This is a genomic window from Amycolatopsis sp. A133, assembly GCF_031082405.1.
GTDB lineage: Bacteria > Actinomycetota > Actinomycetes > Mycobacteriales > Pseudonocardiaceae > Amycolatopsis.
In genome coordinates this window covers 421,791-439,820 of sequence record NZ_JAVHJU010000004.1, presented here as the reverse complement: position 1 = coordinate 439,820, position 18,030 = coordinate 421,791, and the positions used below count along the sequence as shown (strand labels likewise).

General features: G+C 72.1%; 13 protein-coding genes. 7 read left to right on the top strand and 6 right to left on the bottom strand.

What is annotated here, in order from left to right:
- The 7 genes from Q5425_RS06205 to Q5425_RS06175 all read left to right on the top strand — a co-directional run bounded on the left by Q5425_RS06205 (nucleotide 1) and on the right by Q5425_RS06175 (nucleotide 5,762).
- Nucleotides 1–513: a sigma-70 family RNA polymerase sigma factor gene (locus tag Q5425_RS06205; RefSeq protein ID WP_308671121.1), complete on the top strand. Its 513-nt coding sequence runs from the start codon at nucleotides 1–3 to the stop codon at nucleotides 511–513.
- Nucleotides 510–1,160 (top strand): zf-HC2 domain-containing protein, encoded by a 651-nt coding sequence (locus Q5425_RS06200; RefSeq protein ID WP_308671120.1) that lies wholly within the window; start codon nucleotides 510–512, stop codon nucleotides 1,158–1,160. The genes Q5425_RS06205 and Q5425_RS06200 overlap by 4 nt, the downstream gene beginning before the upstream one ends.
- Before the next feature lie 503 nt (nucleotides 1,161–1,663).
- Nucleotides 1,664–2,851: a chorismate synthase gene (gene aroC, locus Q5425_RS06195; protein WP_308671119.1), complete on the top strand. Its 1,188-nt coding sequence runs from the start codon at nucleotides 1,664–1,666 to the stop codon at nucleotides 2,849–2,851.
- Nucleotides 2,848–3,372 carry a shikimate kinase gene (locus tag Q5425_RS06190; protein ID WP_308671118.1) on the top strand — a complete coding sequence of 175 codons (525 nt, stop codon included), beginning with the start codon at nucleotides 2,848–2,850 and terminating at the stop codon, nucleotides 3,370–3,372. The genes aroC and Q5425_RS06190 overlap by 4 nt, the downstream gene beginning before the upstream one ends.
- A 7-nt stretch (nucleotides 3,373–3,379) precedes the next feature.
- Entirely contained in the window at nucleotides 3,380–4,489 is a 1,110-nt protein-coding gene (aroB, locus tag Q5425_RS06185; RefSeq protein ID WP_308671117.1) for a 3-dehydroquinate synthase, read from the top strand.
- The gene (gene aroQ, locus Q5425_RS06180; protein ID WP_308671116.1) at nucleotides 4,486–4,917 is read left to right on the top strand and encodes a type II 3-dehydroquinate dehydratase; all 432 of its coding nucleotides are present in this window, start codon (nucleotides 4,486–4,488) and stop codon (nucleotides 4,915–4,917) included. Before aroB ends, aroQ begins: the two co-directional genes overlap by 4 nt.
- Complete coding sequence (locus Q5425_RS06175; RefSeq protein ID WP_308671115.1) at nucleotides 4,914–5,762, top strand: GNAT family N-acetyltransferase; 849 nt, start codon at nucleotides 4,914–4,916, stop codon at nucleotides 5,760–5,762. The genes aroQ and Q5425_RS06175 overlap by 4 nt, the downstream gene beginning before the upstream one ends.
- A 43-nt stretch (nucleotides 5,763–5,805) precedes the next feature.
- On the opposite strand, the gene Q5425_RS06170 is transcribed toward Q5425_RS06175, so the two are convergent.
- The 6 genes from Q5425_RS06170 to Q5425_RS06145 all read right to left on the bottom strand — a co-directional run bounded on the left by Q5425_RS06170 (nucleotide 5,806) and on the right by Q5425_RS06145 (nucleotide 18,010).
- Complete coding sequence (locus tag Q5425_RS06170) at nucleotides 5,806–8,211, bottom strand: hypothetical protein (protein ID WP_308671114.1); 2,406 nt, start codon at nucleotides 8,209–8,211, stop codon at nucleotides 5,806–5,808.
- Nucleotides 8,212–8,226: 15 nt separating this feature from the next.
- A complete protein-coding gene (locus tag Q5425_RS06165) occupies nucleotides 8,227–8,466 on the bottom strand; it encodes a hypothetical protein (protein ID WP_308671113.1) in 240 nt (79 codons plus the stop codon).
- A 22-nt stretch (nucleotides 8,467–8,488) separates the two neighbouring features.
- On the bottom strand, nucleotides 8,489–10,891 hold the full coding sequence (locus tag Q5425_RS06160; protein WP_308671112.1) for a caspase family protein: 2,403 nt from the start codon (nucleotides 10,889–10,891) through the stop codon (nucleotides 8,489–8,491).
- Nucleotides 10,892–10,957: 66 nt separating this feature from the next.
- The gene (locus Q5425_RS06155) at nucleotides 10,958–13,822 is read right to left on the bottom strand and encodes an AAA family ATPase (RefSeq protein WP_308671111.1); all 2,865 of its coding nucleotides are present in this window, start codon (nucleotides 13,820–13,822) and stop codon (nucleotides 10,958–10,960) included.
- A 9-nt stretch (nucleotides 13,823–13,831) separates the two neighbouring features.
- Nucleotides 13,832–15,280, bottom strand: a complete 1,449-nt coding sequence (locus Q5425_RS06150; protein ID WP_308671110.1) for a hypothetical protein — start codon at nucleotides 15,278–15,280, stop codon at nucleotides 13,832–13,834.
- A gap of 30 nt (nucleotides 15,281–15,310) precedes the next feature.
- Nucleotides 15,311–18,010, bottom strand: coding sequence for a CHAT domain-containing protein (locus Q5425_RS06145; protein WP_308671109.1), 2,700 nt, complete (start codon nucleotides 18,008–18,010; stop codon nucleotides 15,311–15,313).
- Between the last annotated feature and the right edge of the window lie 20 nt (nucleotides 18,011–18,030).

Below are 18,030 nucleotides of genomic sequence, written 5' to 3'. Positions count from 1 at the left end.
GTGGGAGAAGTCGCCGAAGACGCCCTCATGCGCGCGCTGCACGAGGAGCACGCGGCCGCGCTGTGGTCCTACGCGCTGCACCTGACCTCCGGCGACCGGATCCGGGCCGAGGACGTCGTCCAGGAGACGCTGCTGCGGGCCTGGCGGTCGCCGGCGGTGCTGGACCAGTCGCAGGGCTCGGCGCGGGCGTGGCTGTTCACGGTCGCCCGGCGGATCGCCATCGACGGCTGGCGGTCGGCGTCGGCCCGGTCGGAGGTGATGACCGACCGGCCGCCGGACCGCGTGGTCGCCGACGGCACCGACCGCGCGGTGCAGGGCTGGCTGGTCGCCGAGGCGCTGGCCGAGCTGTCGGAACGGCACCGCGAAGTGCTGCTGCTGTGCTACTTCCAGGGTTACTCCGTCGCCGACGCGGCGCTGAAGCTGGGGGTGGCCGAAGGAACGGTCAAGTCGCGCACGCACTACGCGCTGCGCGCACTCCGGCTGGTGCTCGAGGAGAGGGGAGTGACCCAGTGAGCGAAGATCCCTTCGCGACGTTCGACGCCGCGTACGTGCTCGGGGCGCTCGCCCCCGAGGACCGGCAGCGCTTCGAGGAGCACCTGCGCTCGTGCGACCGGTGCGCGGCTTCGGTCCGCGAGCTGGCCGGGCTGCCCGGGCTGCTGGCCAGGGTCGACGCCCCGGTGGCCCTGCCGGACGCCGGGCCGCCCCCGCCGGACCTGCTGCCGTCGGTGCTCCGCCGCGTCCGGCGCGGCCGCCGGATCCGGTTCGCGGTGACCACGGGGTCGGCGGCGGTGGCGGTCGCCGCCTGCGTTGCCTTGGGTGTGGTGGTGGCCTGGCCGTCCCCGGCTCCGCCCGTGCCGCCGCCTTCGGTGGCGATGACGGCGCTGGGGCAGTTCCCGGTCCGCGCCGACGCCCGCCTCGCGGCGTTCGACTGGGGCACCCAGGTCGACATGTCGTGCAGCTACACGGGCGGCCGCAGCGGCGGCGAGTACCTCCTCATCGCGATCTCGCGGTCCGGGGCCGAGACGGAACTGGCGACGTGGAAAGCGGTCCCGGACGACACGGCCCGCATCGTGATCGGCACGGCGCTCAAGACGCCGGACCTGGCGGCGCTGGAAATCCGCGCGGGAAGCGGACTGGCCCTGCTCAGGCTGACGTTGTGAGGGTGGTGGCTCGTCCGGGCCGCAGGGGGTTCCGGATGAGCCACCCACCACCCGTTCACCCGTGATGCCCCTCCAGTCACGCGTGATGCCCGCCTGATCACGTGAGATGCCCGCCCAGTCACGTGAGATGCCCGCCTGATCACGTGAGATGCCTCTCCAGTCACGCCACCGACCCTCCGGGCGCGAACCGAGGCTGGGGTACGAGAGTCGACCCTGGGGGTGCGCGGGCCGACGCTTGAGGTGGGCGGGCCGATGCTCGGGGTGCGCGGGCCGATGCCGGGGGTGCGCGGGCCGACGCTCGGGGTGCGCGAACCGACCGTCCAGGTCCGCCGGCCGTCCTGCCGCCCACGCGACGCGACCGCACCCGAACCACCCGCGATGTCGCCCACAGGAGTGATTCCCGGCCGAAAACCCGGCGAACGGTCCTATGCCCCCTCTTCCCCGGTGCGGGATGACCGGAGGCATGTCCCGCCCCGCACCGCACCCGTGACAGGATTGAGCCCATGTTGCGCTGGATCACCGCAGGTGAATCGCACGGACCCGCGCTGGCCGCCGTGCTCGAAGGCATGCCCGCCGGGGTCGCCGTCACCACCGCCGACGTCACCGAGCAGCTGGCCCGGCGGCGCCTCGGCTTCGGCCGCAGCCCGCGGATGGGCTTCGAGACCGATCACATCGAGTTCCTCGGCGGCGTCCGCCACGGCCTCACCCAGGGCGGCCCGGTCGCGGTGCAGATCGAGAACGCCGAGTGGCCCAAGTGGGAACAGGTCATGGCGGCCGACCCGGTCGACCCGCAGATCCTCGAAGGCCTCGCGCGCAACGAACCGCTCACCCGGCCCCGTCCGGGCCACGCGGACCTGCCCGGCATGCAGAAGTACGGCTTCGACGAGGCCCGCCCGGTCCTGGAGCGCGCGAGCGCCCGCGAAACCGCGTCGCGGACCGCGCTGGGCACCGTCGCGCGCAACTACCTGAAGCAGCTGCTCGGCGTCGAGATCCTCAGCCACGTCGTCTCGATCGGCGGCGCGGCGGCGCCCGAAGGCCCGCTGCCCGTCGCCGCCGACCTGCCCGCCATCGACGAGAGCCCGGTGCGCGCGTTCGGCCAGGAGGGCACCGACGCGATGGTCGCCGAGGTCGACGCCGTGCGGAAGGCGGGCGACACCGTCGGCGGCGTCATCGAGGTCCTCGCCTACGGCCTCCCGCCGGGCCTCGGCTCCCACGTCCACTGGGACCGCCGGCTCGACGCGCGGCTGGCCGGCGCGCTGATGGGCGTCCAGGCGATGAAGGGCGTCGAGGTCGGCGACGGCTTCACCACCGCACGCCGCTGGGGCAGCCAGGCGCACGACGAGATCGACCGCGGCTCCGGCCCGGTCGGCGTCACCCGCCGGTCCAACCGCGCGGGCGGCCTCGAGGGCGGCATCACCAACGGCGAGCCGCTGCGGGTGCGCGTCGCGATGAAGCCGATCTCGACCGTCCCCAAAGCACTGTCCACAGTAGACGTCAAGACGGGCGAGCCCGCGGTGGCGATCCACCAGCGCTCCGACGTCTGCGCGGTGCCGCGCGCCGGCGTCGTCCTGGAGTCGGTGGTGGCGCTCGTCCTCGCCGACGCCGCGCTCGAGAAGTTCGGCGGCGACTCGCTCGCCGAGAGCAAGCGCAACGCCGAGGCCTACCTCAAGGCCCTCGAGGAGCGGTGGTGAGTCCTCGCGCGGTGATCGTCGGGCCGCCCGGCTCGGGCAAGAGCACGGTCGGGCCGCTCCTCGCAACGGCGCTCGGCGTCGAGTTCCGGGACAGTGACGACGACATCGTCGCGCGCACCGCGCGCAGCATCTCCGACATCTTCGCCGAAGACGGGGAGGCCGCTTTCCGCGCGCTGGAAGAAGCGGCCGTCGCCACCGCCTTGGCGGAGCACGACGGCGTCCTCTCCCTCGGCGGCGGTGCGCCGCTCACCCCGGGCACCCGGGCCCGGCTGGCCCGGCACACCGTGGTGTTCCTCAACGTGGGCCTGGCCGCGGGGGTGCAGCGCACCGGGCTGTCCTCCGCCCGACCGCTGCTGGCCGGGGTGAACCCCCGTGCCACCTTCAAGAAACTGCTCGACGAGCGGGTGCCCGTCTACCGCGAGGTCGCCACCGTCGAGATCGTCACCGACGACCGGTCGCCCGCCGAGCTCGTCGCGCACCTCGTGGCGGAGCTCGCCGCGCCCGCCGAAGCCAAGGAGTGATTTAGCCGTGTCCGATCCGGTGCGCATCCCGGTCGCCACCGCCCAGCCCTACGACGTCGTGGTCGGGCGCGGCCTGCTCGGCGACCTCACCGGGCACCTGGCCGACGCTTCGAAGATCGCGCTGATCCACCCGCCCACGCTGACCACGACGGCCGAGGCCATCCGCGACGAGCTGAACGCTGCGGGCCTCGACGCCCACCGCGTCGAGATCCCGGACGCCGAGGACGGCAAGTCGCTGACCGTCGCGGGTTTCTGCTGGGAGGTGCTCGGCCGGATCGGGCTGGACCGCCGCGGTGCCGTGGTCGGCCTCGGCGGCGGCGCCGTCACCGACCTCGCCGGGTTCGTCGCGGGCACGTGGATGCGCGGGGTCCGGCTGGTCAACGTGCCGACCACGCTGCTCGGCATGGTCGACGCCTCGGTCGGCGGCAAGACCGGCATCAACACCGACGCCGGCAAGAACCTCGTCGGGGTGTTCCACGAGCCGAGCGCGGTCTTCGTCGACCTCGCCACGCTGGAGACGCTCCCGAAGAACGAGCTCGTCGCCGGGATGGCCGAGGTCGTCAAGGCCGGCTTCATCGCCGACCCGCGGATCCTCGAGCTGATCGAGGCCGACCCGGCCGGTGCGCTCGACCCGGCCGGCGACGTCCTGGCCGAGCTGGTCCGGCGGTCGATCCGGGTCAAGGCCGACGTTGTCGCCGCCGACCTGCGCGAATCCGACCTGCGGGAGATCCTCAACTACGGCCACACCCTCGGCCACGCCATCGAGCGCCGCGAGCGGTACCGGTGGCGCCACGGCGCGGCGGTCAGCGTCGGCCTGGTGTTCGCCGCCGAGCTGGCGCGGCTGGCCGGGCGGCTCGACGACGCCACGGCCGAGCGCCACGCGGCCGTGCTGAAGCTGCTCGGCCTGCCGACGACCTACGACGCCGACGCGCTGCCGCAGCTGCTGGAAACCATGAAGGGCGACAAGAAGACCCGCTCGGGAGCGCTGCGGTTCGTCGTCCTCGACGCTCTCGCCAAACCGGGCCGGCTGGAGGGCCCGGACCCGGCGCTGCTGGCGGCCGCGTACTCGGCGATCGCGACGGAGACGACGCGCAGCGGCGGGAGCGTGCTGCTGTGAAGGCGTTCGTCTTCAACGGCCCCAACCTCGGCCGGCTCGGCAAGCGCGAACCGTCGGTCTACGGCTCGGCCACGCACGACGACCTCGCGGCGCTGTGCGTCAAGACCGGCGACGAGCTGGGGATCGAGGTCGAGGTCCGGCAGACCGACTTCGAAGGCGAGCTGGTCGGCTGGCTGCACGAGGCCGCCGACGGCGGTCACCCGGTCGTCCTCAACGCCGGCGCGTGGACGCACTACTCGATCGCGGTGCGCGACGCCGCGGCGCAGCTGACGGCGCCGCTGATCGAGCTGCACATTTCGAACGTGCACAAGCGGGAGGCGTTCCGGCACCACAGCGTGCTGTCGGACATCGCGACCGCCGTGATCGCGGGCCTCGGCGTGGACGGCTACCCCCTCGCCCTGCGCTGGCTGGCCGCGCACCCGGGATGACCCTGCTGGAGACACCGCGCCTGACGCTGCGGCCGCTCACCGAGGCCGATCGCGAAGCCGTGGTGAAGGTGTTCGCCGGCCCGGAGATGAGCCGCTACTTCTCCGGCCCGGCCGGTCAGGGCCACTGGGTGATCGAGCGCGACGGCGAGGTGATCGGCGTCGCGCACCTGCGTCCGTCGCGCGAGCTGCCGGGCGAGGTGCCCGAGCTGGGCTGCTCCATCGCGAGCGCGCACGCCGGGCAGGGCCTGGCCACCGAGGCCGCCCGCGCACTGCTCGACCACGGGCTCGGCACGCTCGGGCTCCCGGCGGTGTGGGCGCTGGTCCCCGAGCGGAACGCGGCGAGCCGCAAAGTGGCCGGGCGCTTGGGTTTCCTCGAAGTGGGCAGCGGCGTGCACCACGGCGATCCGCACCGCGTGCTGGTGGCCCTGCCCCCAGTGCACGGGCGGCCGCACCACATCGAGCTGTGGGTGCCGGACCTCGCCGAGGCCGAGCGCAGCTGGGGCTGGCTGCTCGGCGAGCTCGGCTGGCGGGAGTTCCAGCGCTGGCCGGCGGGGGTCAGCTGGCGGCTGGGCGCGACGTACCTGGTGGTGGAGGCATCCCCGGCCTTGAGTGCGGCGGACCACGAGCGCACCCGGCCGGGCTTGAACCACCTGGCGCTGCACGTGGCGACCCGAGCCGAGGTCGACGACCTGACGGCCCGTGCGGCCGCCCACGGCTGGCGGCCGCTGTTCGCGGACCGGTACCCGCACGCGGGCGGCGAGGCCCATTACGCGGCTTACCTGGAGAACGAGGCCGGGTTCGAGGTCGAGCTGGTCGCGGCGGAAGGACCACCCGCGGGCGCGTGACGTCTTGGGCGAACACGAGTGTGTGGCGGTCACCTGTCCCGGCCTACGCACTTGCGGGGCGTTCCTGATGAGATTCCGGTGATGGTGCCGCTACGGTGCCGAGTCCCCATTGTCGCCGGAAGCCGGTGATCAACTGCCAGCTCACCCGGGGGTCGACGGACATCTGCTGGCGCGCCGACGCCAAAGCCGTGGTGCTCCCGTTCGGCGTGGCCGCGCGCATGGTCTCCGGGCGTAGCTCGTTGGTGAAGAACTCGACGATGGTCGCGCTGAAGTACAGGTAGCTCGCCGCTTCCCAGCGGAGGCGGTGAAGGCCGTTCGGGGAGTGGCCGGGGCCGTCCGGAAGTGCCGCCGTGCATTGGCCGATCATCCATGAGGCCTGATCGCAGACCGGGGTCGTGACGACGGCGAGGAAAGCGCTCGGGTCGGCTTCGTCGTCGAGTTGGACCGCCGCGCTGGTGAAGGCTCTGCACTTGGCGGTGAGATCGGTTGCCACCAGAGACGAGGCAATGGTGGCGAGGTCACTCCCGGCCTTGCGGTCGCGGTGCAGGTCGTACATCGCGACGGCGACACGCCGCAATTCCCGTGGCAATCCGCCCGACAGGCAGTAGCACAAGTGGATGAAAGGCTCGGGAATGCCGAATGCCCGTTTGGCCAACCAGGCCCTGGCGTCGTCGAGCGTGAAGGGATCGATGCGGATGACGTTGGTGAAGGCACTGTCGAACGCGTCCCGGATCGGGATGCCGCGACGCTGGAACGAAGTCAGCGCGTCTTCGGAGACGGACACGAGGAACAAGCACCGGCTGACCCCGAACACGCCCTTGATCTCGTCGATGAATTCTCTCGCCTCCGCCGGGTCGGCGAGCTTGTCCAGTTCGTCGATGGCGACGATCACCCCGCTGATGTCGTCCGGAGCCAGGACGGAGACGACCCGCTCGAGCAGCCTTCGGTAGTCGTCGACGATTTCGGGGTGGGTCAGCGGGCGTTCGGCGCGCGCGATGGTCCGGGTCAGGCCCATCTCGAACACGCCGCCGGTGCTCAACTTGCCCGACCACCCCTCGGTGCGGGTCTGGAGGAATCGCACCTGACGCAGGTCGTGGCGGGCCAGGGTGCACAAAGCTTTGTGGTCGAGGCTGTAGTACCGGCGAATGCGGCGACGCCATTCGCCGCGGAGCAGCACCGCGCAGCCGTCGACGAGGTAGCGGATGATCAGCAACACCGGGCGGCCGAAAGCGTAACCGAACATCAGCGTCGCCAGGATCTGCAGTGCCAGATCCCAGCGCCACGGAGAAAGGTAGCGGAGCGGCTCGGTGATCAGGCCGTCGAGCATCGCGTTGACTCTGGCGACGCCGGCGCTTCGGCTCGCGTCGGCGAGATCGAGCGCGAAGAGCGTGATCACACCGGCGATGGTGCCCACGAGCGCGCTGACCGCCGCGACTCGGCAGACCCGCTGCAGCCGGGCCACGATCCTCGCCCTTCGCTGGAGCCGTCGCCAAACGAACTCGTCTTCGCTTTCGGCCGGGACTCTTTCGTCGGGACCGGCGGTGCGAAGGACGGCCCGGCAGGTGATGGCGTACAGGTGGAGGATGAACTCCCGGGCGTCGTACCGAGCCGGCGCGCTCGCCACGACGGTGAGGAACGGTGGTTCGTCGGCGGCGGTGAAGGCATTGTCGAGGGTGCGCTCGAGCAAGGTCGTTTTGCCGGCTCCTCGAGGCCCGGCGATGCCGACGGCGCCCGGATCGGGGCGGGACAGCTCCCGCCGGAACGCCTCGATCGACCTGGTCTGCACCAGCGGGCTGTCCCGGGTTCGGGAGAGAAGAGCGGAGCCGTCCCGCAACGTCAGAACGGTGTCGAAGGTGGGCTCCTTCGCGCCGTTGATCCATTCCCGGACATAGGGCGCCACCACGTCGTCGCGAACCGCCTGGCGCCAATCGAGCTGCTCGCCTTTCCGGGCGGCCCAGGCGCGCAGCCGGCCGGCTTCCCAGGTCAGCCGCTCCCAGACACACTCGGGAAGGCCGTTGCGCACCAGGAAGCCGAGCGCGGCGAACGACGCCCCGACCAGGGCCAGCGGTACCAGCGACGCGATCGTCCCGGTGTAGAAGGAGAACTTGCTCATCGTCCAGACCGACGCCGGCGGAACGGCGAGCCCGACGACCACCGCGCCGATGTTGCGCCGGTCCGGTCGCCATCCCCGGACCCGAAGCGGAGGTCGCCGCCGAGCCAGCGAGGACACGGCCTTCTCCGCCTCGAGCACCGGTTCGTACTCCAGCACCGAACGGTCCATCAATCTCGGATCGGTGGAGACTTCCCGGATCAGCCGGCGCACGTCGAGGCGTTCGTCGGCGATCTCGGTCGCGAACTCGGGCTGCCGCGCCACTTCGCCCAAGATCTTGACGAGCTCTTCTCGCACCTTTGAACGCAGGTACGGGCGCCGGCCGCTGTCTTCGGGCACGGGGACGTCGCCGCGTCAGGGCCGGGAACCGGAGATCTCGGTCGGCCTCGGAACCGCTCCGTCGTCGATGACGGCCACGTCGGCGACCCGTCCGTTGAAGAGGACCGTGGCCGGGGTGTCGTCGCCGGTGAGGAGGGTGAGCTTGACGACCTTGCCCTCGGCCATGGCCGCTTCGACGGTGGCCGCGACCGAGGCCACCTCGGCCGCGCCCACCTTCCACACCTGGTTGCCGAGCCGGATCCGCTTGGTGTCCATGAACATGTCCTTTCGTCGGGTGTCACCCAAGGAATGACGGATCGCGGCCGGGTTCCCGCTCGATGGTGAGGTCGAAGGTGAAGTCCGCCGTCCGGACCCTGGTCTCGGCCGCCGGCCGGGCGGTGCCGAACCGCTCGCCGGCCAGGAACCCCGCCCGGTACAGGCCGGCGACCCGGCTCGACGACGCCGAAAGCACGGCCTCGACGGAGTCGATGATCTCCGCGGCCGACTTCCCGCTCACCGCCGAGAAGTCCGCGTCGACCTCCGGGACCGGCGACACCCACATGGCAACGTCGAGCCGTTCGCGAACTTCCCCGCGGAACAGCGGGTTGCCCTCGACGGCGAGCCGGGTGCCGTCGACCGCGCCGCTGAACCGCGCGGTGTGGACGTGGTGGCTGGTGTTCCCGTCGGCGGCGGTCGTCACGACCAGGGTGTCGAGCCGGAAGTCCCGGCTGCGGAACGTGCGGTTGTGGTGCACGACCAGGGCGGGCAAGCGCACGACCACCGTGGACGGCGCTCCGGCTTCGCTCGACGGCGCCACGGGAGCCGGACGATCGTCGACTTCGAACACGGCCCGTTCCGCGCCGGGCGCCGGAGCGGGGACGACGGCGAAGTCGATCGTCCGGACCGCGAAACGCACCGGACGCGTCAGCGCCGGCGTGATGAGCTCCCTGCTGTCGTGGGCACCCCATCGCCGGAGCTGCTGTTCCAGCCGGTTCGGCGTCGAGCCGGTGCGGACCCCGCCCTGCTGCAGGAGAACCGCGTCGGCACGGTCTTCGCCGATCAGCACGACGATGCTTTCCCGGCGGGGGTGCTCGGGCGGCACCGACGACGGCCAGCCCAGTTCCAGGCCGGGCAGCGCACCGGTGACGTCGTCCCCTCCGAAGACGTACTTCGTGCCCGGAGCGATCGCGACGCCGCTGGGGTGCGCCGGGTTCAGCAAGGTGACCTGCGAGGAGATCCCGACGTCGAGCAGCGACACGTACAGGTACTGTTCGCCGTCGTTGTGCACCACCACACAGACGGCCTGGCCCGGGTGGAGCACGGCGCCACTGGTGGGCAGCGGCTGCGGAACCCCGTCGACGACCCGTGCCAGCTCGAGACGCACTTGAGCGGGCAGGGCCATCCCCGGGTCTTCGGACAAGCGCAGCACCGCGCGCGCCCGCGCTATCCGCTTGAGGTCCCCCAGCAGGTGCTCGGCGGGCTTCGGGTGACTCAGCGGGCCGATGGCGTCGTGGAGGACCGAGCCGCCAGGACCCGCCAGCACCCGCACCGATCCGGTCTCCTCCGCAGCCGCCGCCCGCAAGGCCGGGTCCTCTTCGACGTGCTTCGCCAGAGAACCCGAGCCGGTTCCGAGGAAGACGGGGAGGGCGGGCATGGCGGTCGAGACGACCTGCGCGCGGGCCCCGACCGGGAGCTCGAGGCCGGGTTCCGGTCCTCGCAGCTCGCCGAAGGCCGAGTGCCCGTCGGTCCACTCGACCACGACGGCACCGAGCAGGTCGTCTTCGTGGTGGATCGCGAACTCGTCCCCCTTGCCGTAGCCGAGCAGCCGGGCGCCGGCGATCCGGACCCATCGGCGCTGCCGGGACGCGGGCAGGTACGCGACCTGCTCCACCTGCCCGGTGCCGAACAACTCCCGCTCGCCCGGCCCCTCGACCTCCGGCCGTTGCACGCCGCACCGTTCCAGGACCAGCTGGCGGACCCGGTCGATCACGGTCGCCCAGGAGAACCGTCCGGACTCCGGGTCGAGCGCGCCGAGCACCCGCGTGAGCGCGTCGGTGAAGTACCCCATGATCACGTCGTCGGCGTTGTGCGCCTCGTAGGCCTTCTGGTCCGGCGCGCAGGCCACGATCCGGACCGCGTCCGGGTTGCCCGCCGCGTTCAGCCGCGAGAGGTCGAGGCCGTTGCGGTGCAGGGCATCCAGGTGGGCCCGGGCCAGGTAGCCCGGCACGGCGCGGGGCCAGACCCGGGCCACTGCGCCGGTCTCGAGATCACGGGACATGGTTCCCGAGTGGCAGCAGTCGAGGATGACCGCGCAGTTGCGCGTGCGCTCGGTGAGCTTGCTGAGCAGAAAGGAGAGTTCCACGTTGGCGATCCCGCGGAAATCGTCCTCTGTCGACTCCTCGTAGTCGGTCGGGACGATGAACTGGACCACTCCCGGTCCGGGCATGCCGTCGGCGAGCGACGGGTCCTTGGCGTAAGTCCCGTGCCCGCTGTAGTAGACGACGGCTGCGTCGTCCGGGCGTGACTGGCCGATCAGCCGTTCGTAGGCGTCGAGGATGCCGGCCCGGCTGGCGTTTTCCCCGTCGCACACCACGAGCTGGAAACCTCGGCGCGCCAATACCGCAGCCATGGCGGCGGTGTCGTGGCCGGGGCCGCGCAAGCCCTCGGTTGCCGAGCCGATCAGCAGTGCCCTGCGTACCATCTTTCCTCCTGGGTCCGGGTGCGCCGAACCGGGCCGGGCCGTTCCCGAGCCGGTTGCCGCGCACCGTCAGTCCGCCAAGAGCCCCCTTTCGCGGGCGATCCGCACCGCGTCGGGACCGTTCTTGGCGTTGAGCTTGCGCATCGCCGACGCACGCTGGTTGGCCACAGTGGACTTCGCCACGTGCAGGCGGGTGGCGATCTGGCTGTTGGTCAGGCCTCGGGAGACGTGGGTCAGGACTTCCAGCTCACGATCCGATATCCCGAAAGGCCTCTTCGGCCGCGTGCTCGAAAGCCGGTGCGTCCGTCTGATCCGCTGGATCGCCCCGGCCAGCGGCTTGGCCCCGAGCCGGTCCGCGATGTGCGCGGCACGGGACGCCGCCTCGGCCGCGGCCGGCCGGTCCTGGGCCCGAGCGGCCGCATCCGCGGCGCGGGCCAGTGCATAGGCTTCGGGGTACGGCCGGTTCGACGCCGACCACGAGCCCGCGAGCCGGCTCCACATCGAGAAGGTGTCCTCACCGGTGGCCCGGGCCCGTTCCGCCGCGCAGAGCGCCGCGAACACGCGGGTTTCGGGATCGTCGTCGGCGATCGCCCTGGCGGCCATGTCGTCGGCGAAAGCCCGGAGCCCGGGCGGCGGGCCAGGCGGTGGCCAGTCGGCGGCCAGCCGCAGCCCGTAGGCACACAGCTGCAGGACCAGCAGCACGTCTTCACCGGCGGCGACCACTTCGATGCCGTGCCGCACGGTCCCCAGCGCGTTCTCCAGGTCGCCGCGGGCCGCGGCGAGCTCGGCGAAGCACCGGTAGACGGGGCTCAGGAACCGCGGCTGGGTGCTGGGCAGGTTCCGGATGCTCCGCAGCAACCGCTCGGCCTCGTCGAACCGGCCGGTGGCCAAGTCGACCTCGGCCTTGGTGAGCCGCTGGAAGGTGGTCTCCCGCGCCGGGTGGTAGCGCAGCACCTCCTCGGCCAGCAGCGTGGCCTGGTCCCACTCGCCGATCTGGAACAGGGTGGCGCAGGCGTTGTTCGCCAGCAGCGCCGCCTGCCGGGAGTCGAGCAGCCCGAACTCCCTCGTTTTGGCCAAGCCCGCCTGGAACTGCCGGGCAGCTTCAGTGAGCCGGCCCGCGCGCTCCAGGCAGACGCCGAGGTTGCCGCACGCCCGCAGCTGATCCTCCAGCTGTGCTTCCGCTTCGGCGATCTTCAGGGCGGCCTCCACGGCCGCGACGGCCTCGGGGTGCCGGCCCAGACCGGACAGCGCCAGTCCCCGGCTGTTCCGCGCGCGGCCGGTCTCCGGGACCGCCGACGCCGCCTCGGCTTCCGCTTCCGCCTGCCGGGCGAGTTCGAGCGCTTCCGAGTACCGGCCGGACTTCACCGCCGCCGTGGCGAGCGCCGAGCGGACCCGGGAGCCCGCCGCGCTGGGCCGGACCTCGGCCAGCAGGCGGTCGGCGGAGTGCAGTTCGGCCAGCGACTCCTCGTCGTAGCCCGCCTCCCACAGGTAGCTGCCCAGGCGCTCGTGCAGGCCGCCGAGCCGGACGGGACCCGTCCCGCCCGCCGCCGCCACCGCCTCGCGGGCCCAGGTCACGCTCTGCTGCAGATGACCGGCCCACCGCGCGGCGTTCGCGGCGACTTCGAGCACCCGGACCCGCGTGGTGGCCGCCACCCGTTCCGCATCGGGCAGCCGCGGCCACAGTTCGAGCGCGCGAGCGTACTGGGTCTCGGCTTCGGTGAACGCGCGCAGGCGCATGGCCAGGTCGCCGGCGCCGACCGAGGCGTGCAGGGCGCGCGGGGCATCGTCGGCGGCGAACCAGTGGTAGGCGAGCTCGGGCAGCAGACGCGGGTTCGCCGGCGCCTCGGCGGCCAGCGCCTCGGCGAACTGGGCGTGCAGCCGCTTGCGCTCCCTGGTGAGGACCATCGCATAGGCGGCCTCGCGCAGCAGGGCGTGCTGGAACCGGTAGGACCCGTCATCCCGGTCCTCGATCAGGACGCGCTGCCCGAGGCACTCGGTCAGCGCCGCGTCGAGCGTCCGGTCTTCGAACTCGGCCACCCGGGCCAGCAGCGCGTCGCCGACCCGGCGACCGGCCACCGCCGCCACCTTGGTGAGCTCGCTCGCCCCGGGACCGAGGCGGGCGAGGCGCTCGCGCATGAGGTCGTCCAGGGAGGGCGGGATCCGGGTGCTCCCGGCGCCCGACTCGGCGACGAGCTGCTCGGTGAAGTACGGATTGCCTTCCGACAGCGCGAAGTATTCGTCGGCCCGCTCGGGGCTGACGTCCTCCCCGGTCAGCGCGGCGACGAAAGACCGCAGTTCCTGACGGCTGAACGGCGGCACCGTCAGCCGGCGCGTCCGCCGGACGAACTCCGGCTCGGTCAGCCGGACCCGCAGCGGATGTCCGGTCCGGAGCCCGGACCGGTAGCTGCACACGAGCATCAGCCGTTCGTCGGTCTGGGTGTGCACCAGGTAGGCGATGAGGTCGAGCGTGGCGGTGTCGGCCCAGTGCACGTCCTCGAACACCAGCACCAGGGGCTGCCGGTCACCGAGGTGGTCGAGCAGCCGGGCGACCGCGCCGAACACCCTGGCCTGGGCGCCGTACCCGGGCGCGGGCCCCGGGCCGGTGGTGAAGTCGGAGATCAAGCCGGCCAGCTCCGACCAGGCCGGGCCGGCCAGCTCCCGCGCGCGAGCTTCGCCCCGGGTCCGGACCAGGTGGCGCAGCGCCTCGGTCAGCGGCCCGTACGGGATGCCGTCGCCGGCCAGCTCCAGGCAACCGCCCGACAGCACGAACGCGCCGGACTTCCGGGCGGTGCGGGCGAACTCCTGCAGCAGCCGCGTCTTGCCGGAGCCGGCCTCGCCGTCGAGTACCACGGCCGAGGGACGGCCCTGCGCCGCGGCGGCCAGCAGCTCCCCGAGCTGACGGAGTTCGGCGGCCCGGCCGAAGAACCCGTTCATCGGATGCGCTCAGGCGGGCGGCGAGGCCGCCGCTTTGAGGGACACCGGCCAGGGATAGCTGCCCGGCAGGTCCTCGACCGCCCTGCGCAGTTCGGCTCCGGCGAAGGCCGCCCGGCACGCGCAGCGCAGGGCGTGCAGCTCCGCTTTGAGGTCCGCGGCGAGGTTTTCGCCGGCCAGCACGGCATCGAAGCGCCCGGTGAACCCGGCGGCGACGGCGTCCAGCGCGGCCAGCGGCCGTTCGGCGGTGAGGAACGCACCCAGCGAGCGCAGGACAACGGGCACTTCGGGGTGGCCGGCCGGGAGCGCGCGCACGGCGGACAGCAGCGCCTCGGCGCCGAGCACGCAGTCGGTGCTGTCGCCGTCGGGGTCCGTGCGTTGCCGCAAGCACAAGGTTGCGGCGTAGACGAACTGGGCGAGCGCGGTCTCTTCTTCGGAGAGGGTGACTTCGTCGCTTTCCACCACTTCACTGGCCAAGGCGACGGCCTCGTCGACGGTTTCCACGCCGGGCACTTCCGAACCGGGCTCCAGGAGCCGGGCCGTCGCCGCCCACGCGCTTCGGCCGTCCTGGTCGAGGGCCAGCAGCTCCAGCAGGGAGCGGAGCAGGCCGGGTCGCTCGGGCCGGGGTTCCGGGGCGGCCGGGAGCGGCTCACCGGGTGCGTCGGCCTCTTGTTCGCTGTCCTCCATGATGAGCACCGGAAACTCTTCACGCGGGACGTCGAGGACACCGGCCCCCGGCTCCAGCGCCATCCGCATGATCCCGAAGATCCCGGTGCCGCCGGCCTGGAACCGGTTCTGCAGGTCGGTGAAGCGACCGAACATGCTCCCCAGCGCCGACAGGTCCATGGGTTTCGTGCCCAGACCGAGCATCATCTTCATCAGCTCGCACATCTGCGACATCAGGTCGGCCATGTCCGACACGTCGGTGGACACCCCGGGGGTCGCCCGCACGGTCCGCAAGAGCTCTTCGGCGCGATCGATGTCCGGCGTGGCGGCGGGCGAACGCCGCCCGGCCATCATGTCGATCGCGGACAGCGAGACCATGCTCGTCAGCCGGTTCTGGGAGTCGGTGATCAGCAGCATCGCGAGCAGCACGCGGAGGGCCGCCAGGGAAGAGACCGGGAACTTCCCGTCCGCGATGGCTTCTTCGAGCAGCGAGATGGCCTGTGACCGGGTGGAGGCACCCTGGATCTGGAGGTCGCGGAAGCCGAGCAGGTAACCGAGGAAGGCGGCGACCTGTGGTCGCTGCGGGTCCCCGGCGCGATGGTGGCGGTAGACCTCTTCGGCGCACCGGATCGCCTCGTCGAGGTCGGCCCGCGCCGAGGGCGAATCCAGTGGCGTGCTCGCCACCCGCTGGAACAGCTTCTGCGCCAGGTTGCCGAGCGGCTCCACCCTCGCGGGGCCTTCGAGTCCGGCCAGCCGCGCACGCAGCTCTTCGATGCTTTCGGGGCTTTGTGACATCCGGGTCTCTTTCTCTGAACGGGAGTTCGGTCAGTGGCCGGCGTGGACGAATCCGGCCCAGCCGACGACCCCCGTGTGTTCGCGGTCGGCGGCGAGTTCGCGCAGGTGGGCGGGCATGGCCTCGGGCATGGGGGTGTCCGGCCGGATCAGGCAGAGCTGGGCTGCCCGCAACGCCTGCCAGGGGGGCAGCTTCTCCGTGCGCAGGTAGTGGTGGAACAGGTACATCAGCATCGAGGTGGCTTCGTCCGGAACCGCCCACTGCGTGGAAAGCACCGTGCGGACGCCGCCGGCCAGGAAGGCCGTGCCGAGGCTGTACGCCTCGTCGTACCCGTGGATGGAGCGCGCGGTGTGGCACGCGGCCATCACGACGAGACCGATCTGCCGGTCCGGCGTGCTGTGCAGCAGCCGCACGATCTCGTCCGCGCCCAGCTCACCTGGTGCACCCGCGGAATCGGGTGCCAGCACCAGGCACGCCTTCGCGGCTCGCTTCCTGGAGCTGAACTGGCCGTGGCAGGCGAGGTGCAGCACCGCGCCCGCATGGGGGCCGCCGGCCGCCAGCCACGATCGCACCTGGCCGGCCGTGCCCGCTCCGGACGGGCTCACCGATCCGGTCGGACGGCGTCCCACGTACTTGGCCGCGCGCAGGAAGGCCTTGTGGATCTCGAACGCTTCGAGCCGCGCGGCGGGCAGGTCTCGCGCGGACCCGGCGGTGTCCGGGTCACCGACGACGAGGCCGGTCGAAGTCAGCCGGACCGGAGGCCGTGCGGCGTTCGCGCAGAACTCGCGCGCCGACACCGCCAGGGAGAAGGCCGCCAGCTCCAGGGCATACGTGCCTTCGCGATTCCGTGCGGCTTGCCAGGGAATGTCCGCCAGCTTCGCCATCGGGACGAGCACGATGCGCGGCACCCGGCCGCGCTTCGCTGCATCCCGTGCGAAGTAGCGCTCCAAGAGGGGACCGATGGCCACCCGCCAAGCCCAGTCGCAGAGGTCGTCCAAGCGATCGGTGAAGGGCGCTTGGACGGCGGGGGACAGCTCGCGCGACAGGTGTGACAGGGCGCTCAGGTAGTCCTCCCCGGCCCCGGCGCCCCGCTCCACATCGAGGTAGGACAGCGGCAGGTAGGCCAGCTGCCCTTCGCGGGGTACCACCAACGCCAGCCCGGGTTGCTGCTGGTCGGCAGGCACCAGGTAGACCAGTGCGTCCGCGTCGACGGTGCGCAAGGCGGCGCGGATGTCCGCCGGAGACGACTTCTTCAGCAGCTTGTCGACGCCACCCGCGGCGTTCACCAGCACGTCGATGGCCTCGGTGCGCAAGCCGGGAGACGCCGGACCTTCCTCCTCCCACCGGCGTACCAGGTCGTCACGTCCGGCCGCCCGCAGCCTGGGTACGAGGTCGAGCATTTCCACCTCGGCGAACAGCATCAGGCCGCGACCGGCGTCCAGCGCGTCGAGTGCACCCCGGAAGTCCTCGACCTGCACCCGGTGCCGGGCGATCTGCATCCCGAGCGCAGCGGCTTCGCGCAGGCCCTCCCGGGCGATCGCCGGATCCGACTCCATCAAGGCCTTGTGCGCGAATCGGTACATGGCTTCGAAGCTCACGTCGCCCGACCCCTGCTGGTCACCCACCCGCTGCTTGATGTGCCCGAGCAGCTCGTGGACGTCCGACCACAACGGACTCCCCGGACCACCGCGGTCGCGCAGGTCCCGGATGAGATCCTCGAGCACCTCCTGTGCCTCGTCGAGACCCTCGAGCGTGCCCAGGACCTCCGCCCGCCGCCACAGGTGGACGGCGATCCCGTTTCGCGCGATGTCCTGCATGGGACCGGGTTCGGCGGCGGCCTGCCGCAGCAGCTCGATGGCGAGCTCGATGCGCTTCAAGTCGGTTTCCCGCCACCCGCGCGTGAGAATCGATGCGGCAGTGATCTTGCCGGCCGGCCCGCTGCCCTCACCGGCATGCCGCCGGAGGATCTCCTCGGTGGTGAGCTCCGCCGACCCGGACTCCGCGTCGGACAGGAGCTTGAGCATCGCTTCACCGTCCGCCGGCATCGCGAACTCGGCCGGGTCCAACCCCGCCGCGGCCGAGGAGGCGCGCAGCCGGTCGAGAAGGCCTGACACCGCGGCCCAGTCGCTGTTCTGCTGTGCGTCGAGAAGATCGTGCAACGCGGCTTGCATCTCCCGCATGGGGCCGGCTTGCGGCACGTCACCGATCCGGTCGAGCAGCTGCCCCATCTGGGCGATGATGCCGAGTTTGCTGCTGTCGTCACCGCGCTGGAAAGCGACGTCGAACTTGATCCCCTTGCGCGCGGTTTCGATGGCGTTCAGCGTCGGTAGGAAATCGCCGTGCCGGGCCGCGAGCTCGTCGAGCTCGGCGACGGCCGAGGCGGCGGTGGCCCGCCGTTCCTGGGTGTCGTGCACCAGCTGGAAGGCGCGGGCCGACGCCCGCGCCCGCGGCCAGGCGAGCAAGTGCGGTGGCGCACTGTCCACCATGTCCAGCAGCGGCCCGATGTCGGCCATGGCACTCGTCGGCGGCGCTCCGCCACCACCGGTCAGCAGGGTGATCATCGTGGCCGCGAGTTCGCCCCGCCGGGGGTGACCGGCGGGCAGGGTTTCCAGATCGGTCCGGAAGCCGGCCAGGTCGTACGACTCCGTTGTGCCTGCTGCCATCGCGTCCAAGACGGCCCGGCACCGCCTGACGGCTTCCAGGCTCGCCGCGTCGCCCGCTCCGGTGGTCACTGTGGCCTCCCTCGTCCGGT

What these genes read in the sequence shown, in the direction of transcription:
- Q5425_RS06155 (WP_308671111.1), bottom strand. Translation starts at nt 13,822, where the DNA reads ATGAACGGGTTCTTCGGCCGGGCCGCCGAACTCCGTCAGCTCGGGGAG.
- aroC (WP_308671119.1), top strand. Translation starts at nt 1,664, where the DNA reads ATGTTGCGCTGGATCACCGCAGGTGAATCGCACGGACCCGCGCTGGCC.
- Q5425_RS06175 (WP_308671115.1), top strand. Translation starts at nt 4,914, where the DNA reads ATGACCCTGCTGGAGACACCGCGCCTGACGCTGCGGCCGCTCACCGAG.
- Q5425_RS06165 (WP_308671113.1), bottom strand. Translation starts at nt 8,466, where the DNA reads ATGGACACCAAGCGGATCCGGCTCGGCAACCAGGTGTGGAAGGTGGGC.
- Q5425_RS06150 (WP_308671110.1), bottom strand. Translation starts at nt 15,280, where the DNA reads ATGTCACAAAGCCCCGAAAGCATCGAAGAGCTGCGTGCGCGGCTGGCC.
- Q5425_RS06160 (WP_308671112.1), bottom strand. Translation starts at nt 10,891, where the DNA reads ATGGTACGCAGGGCACTGCTGATCGGCTCGGCAACCGAGGGCTTGCGC.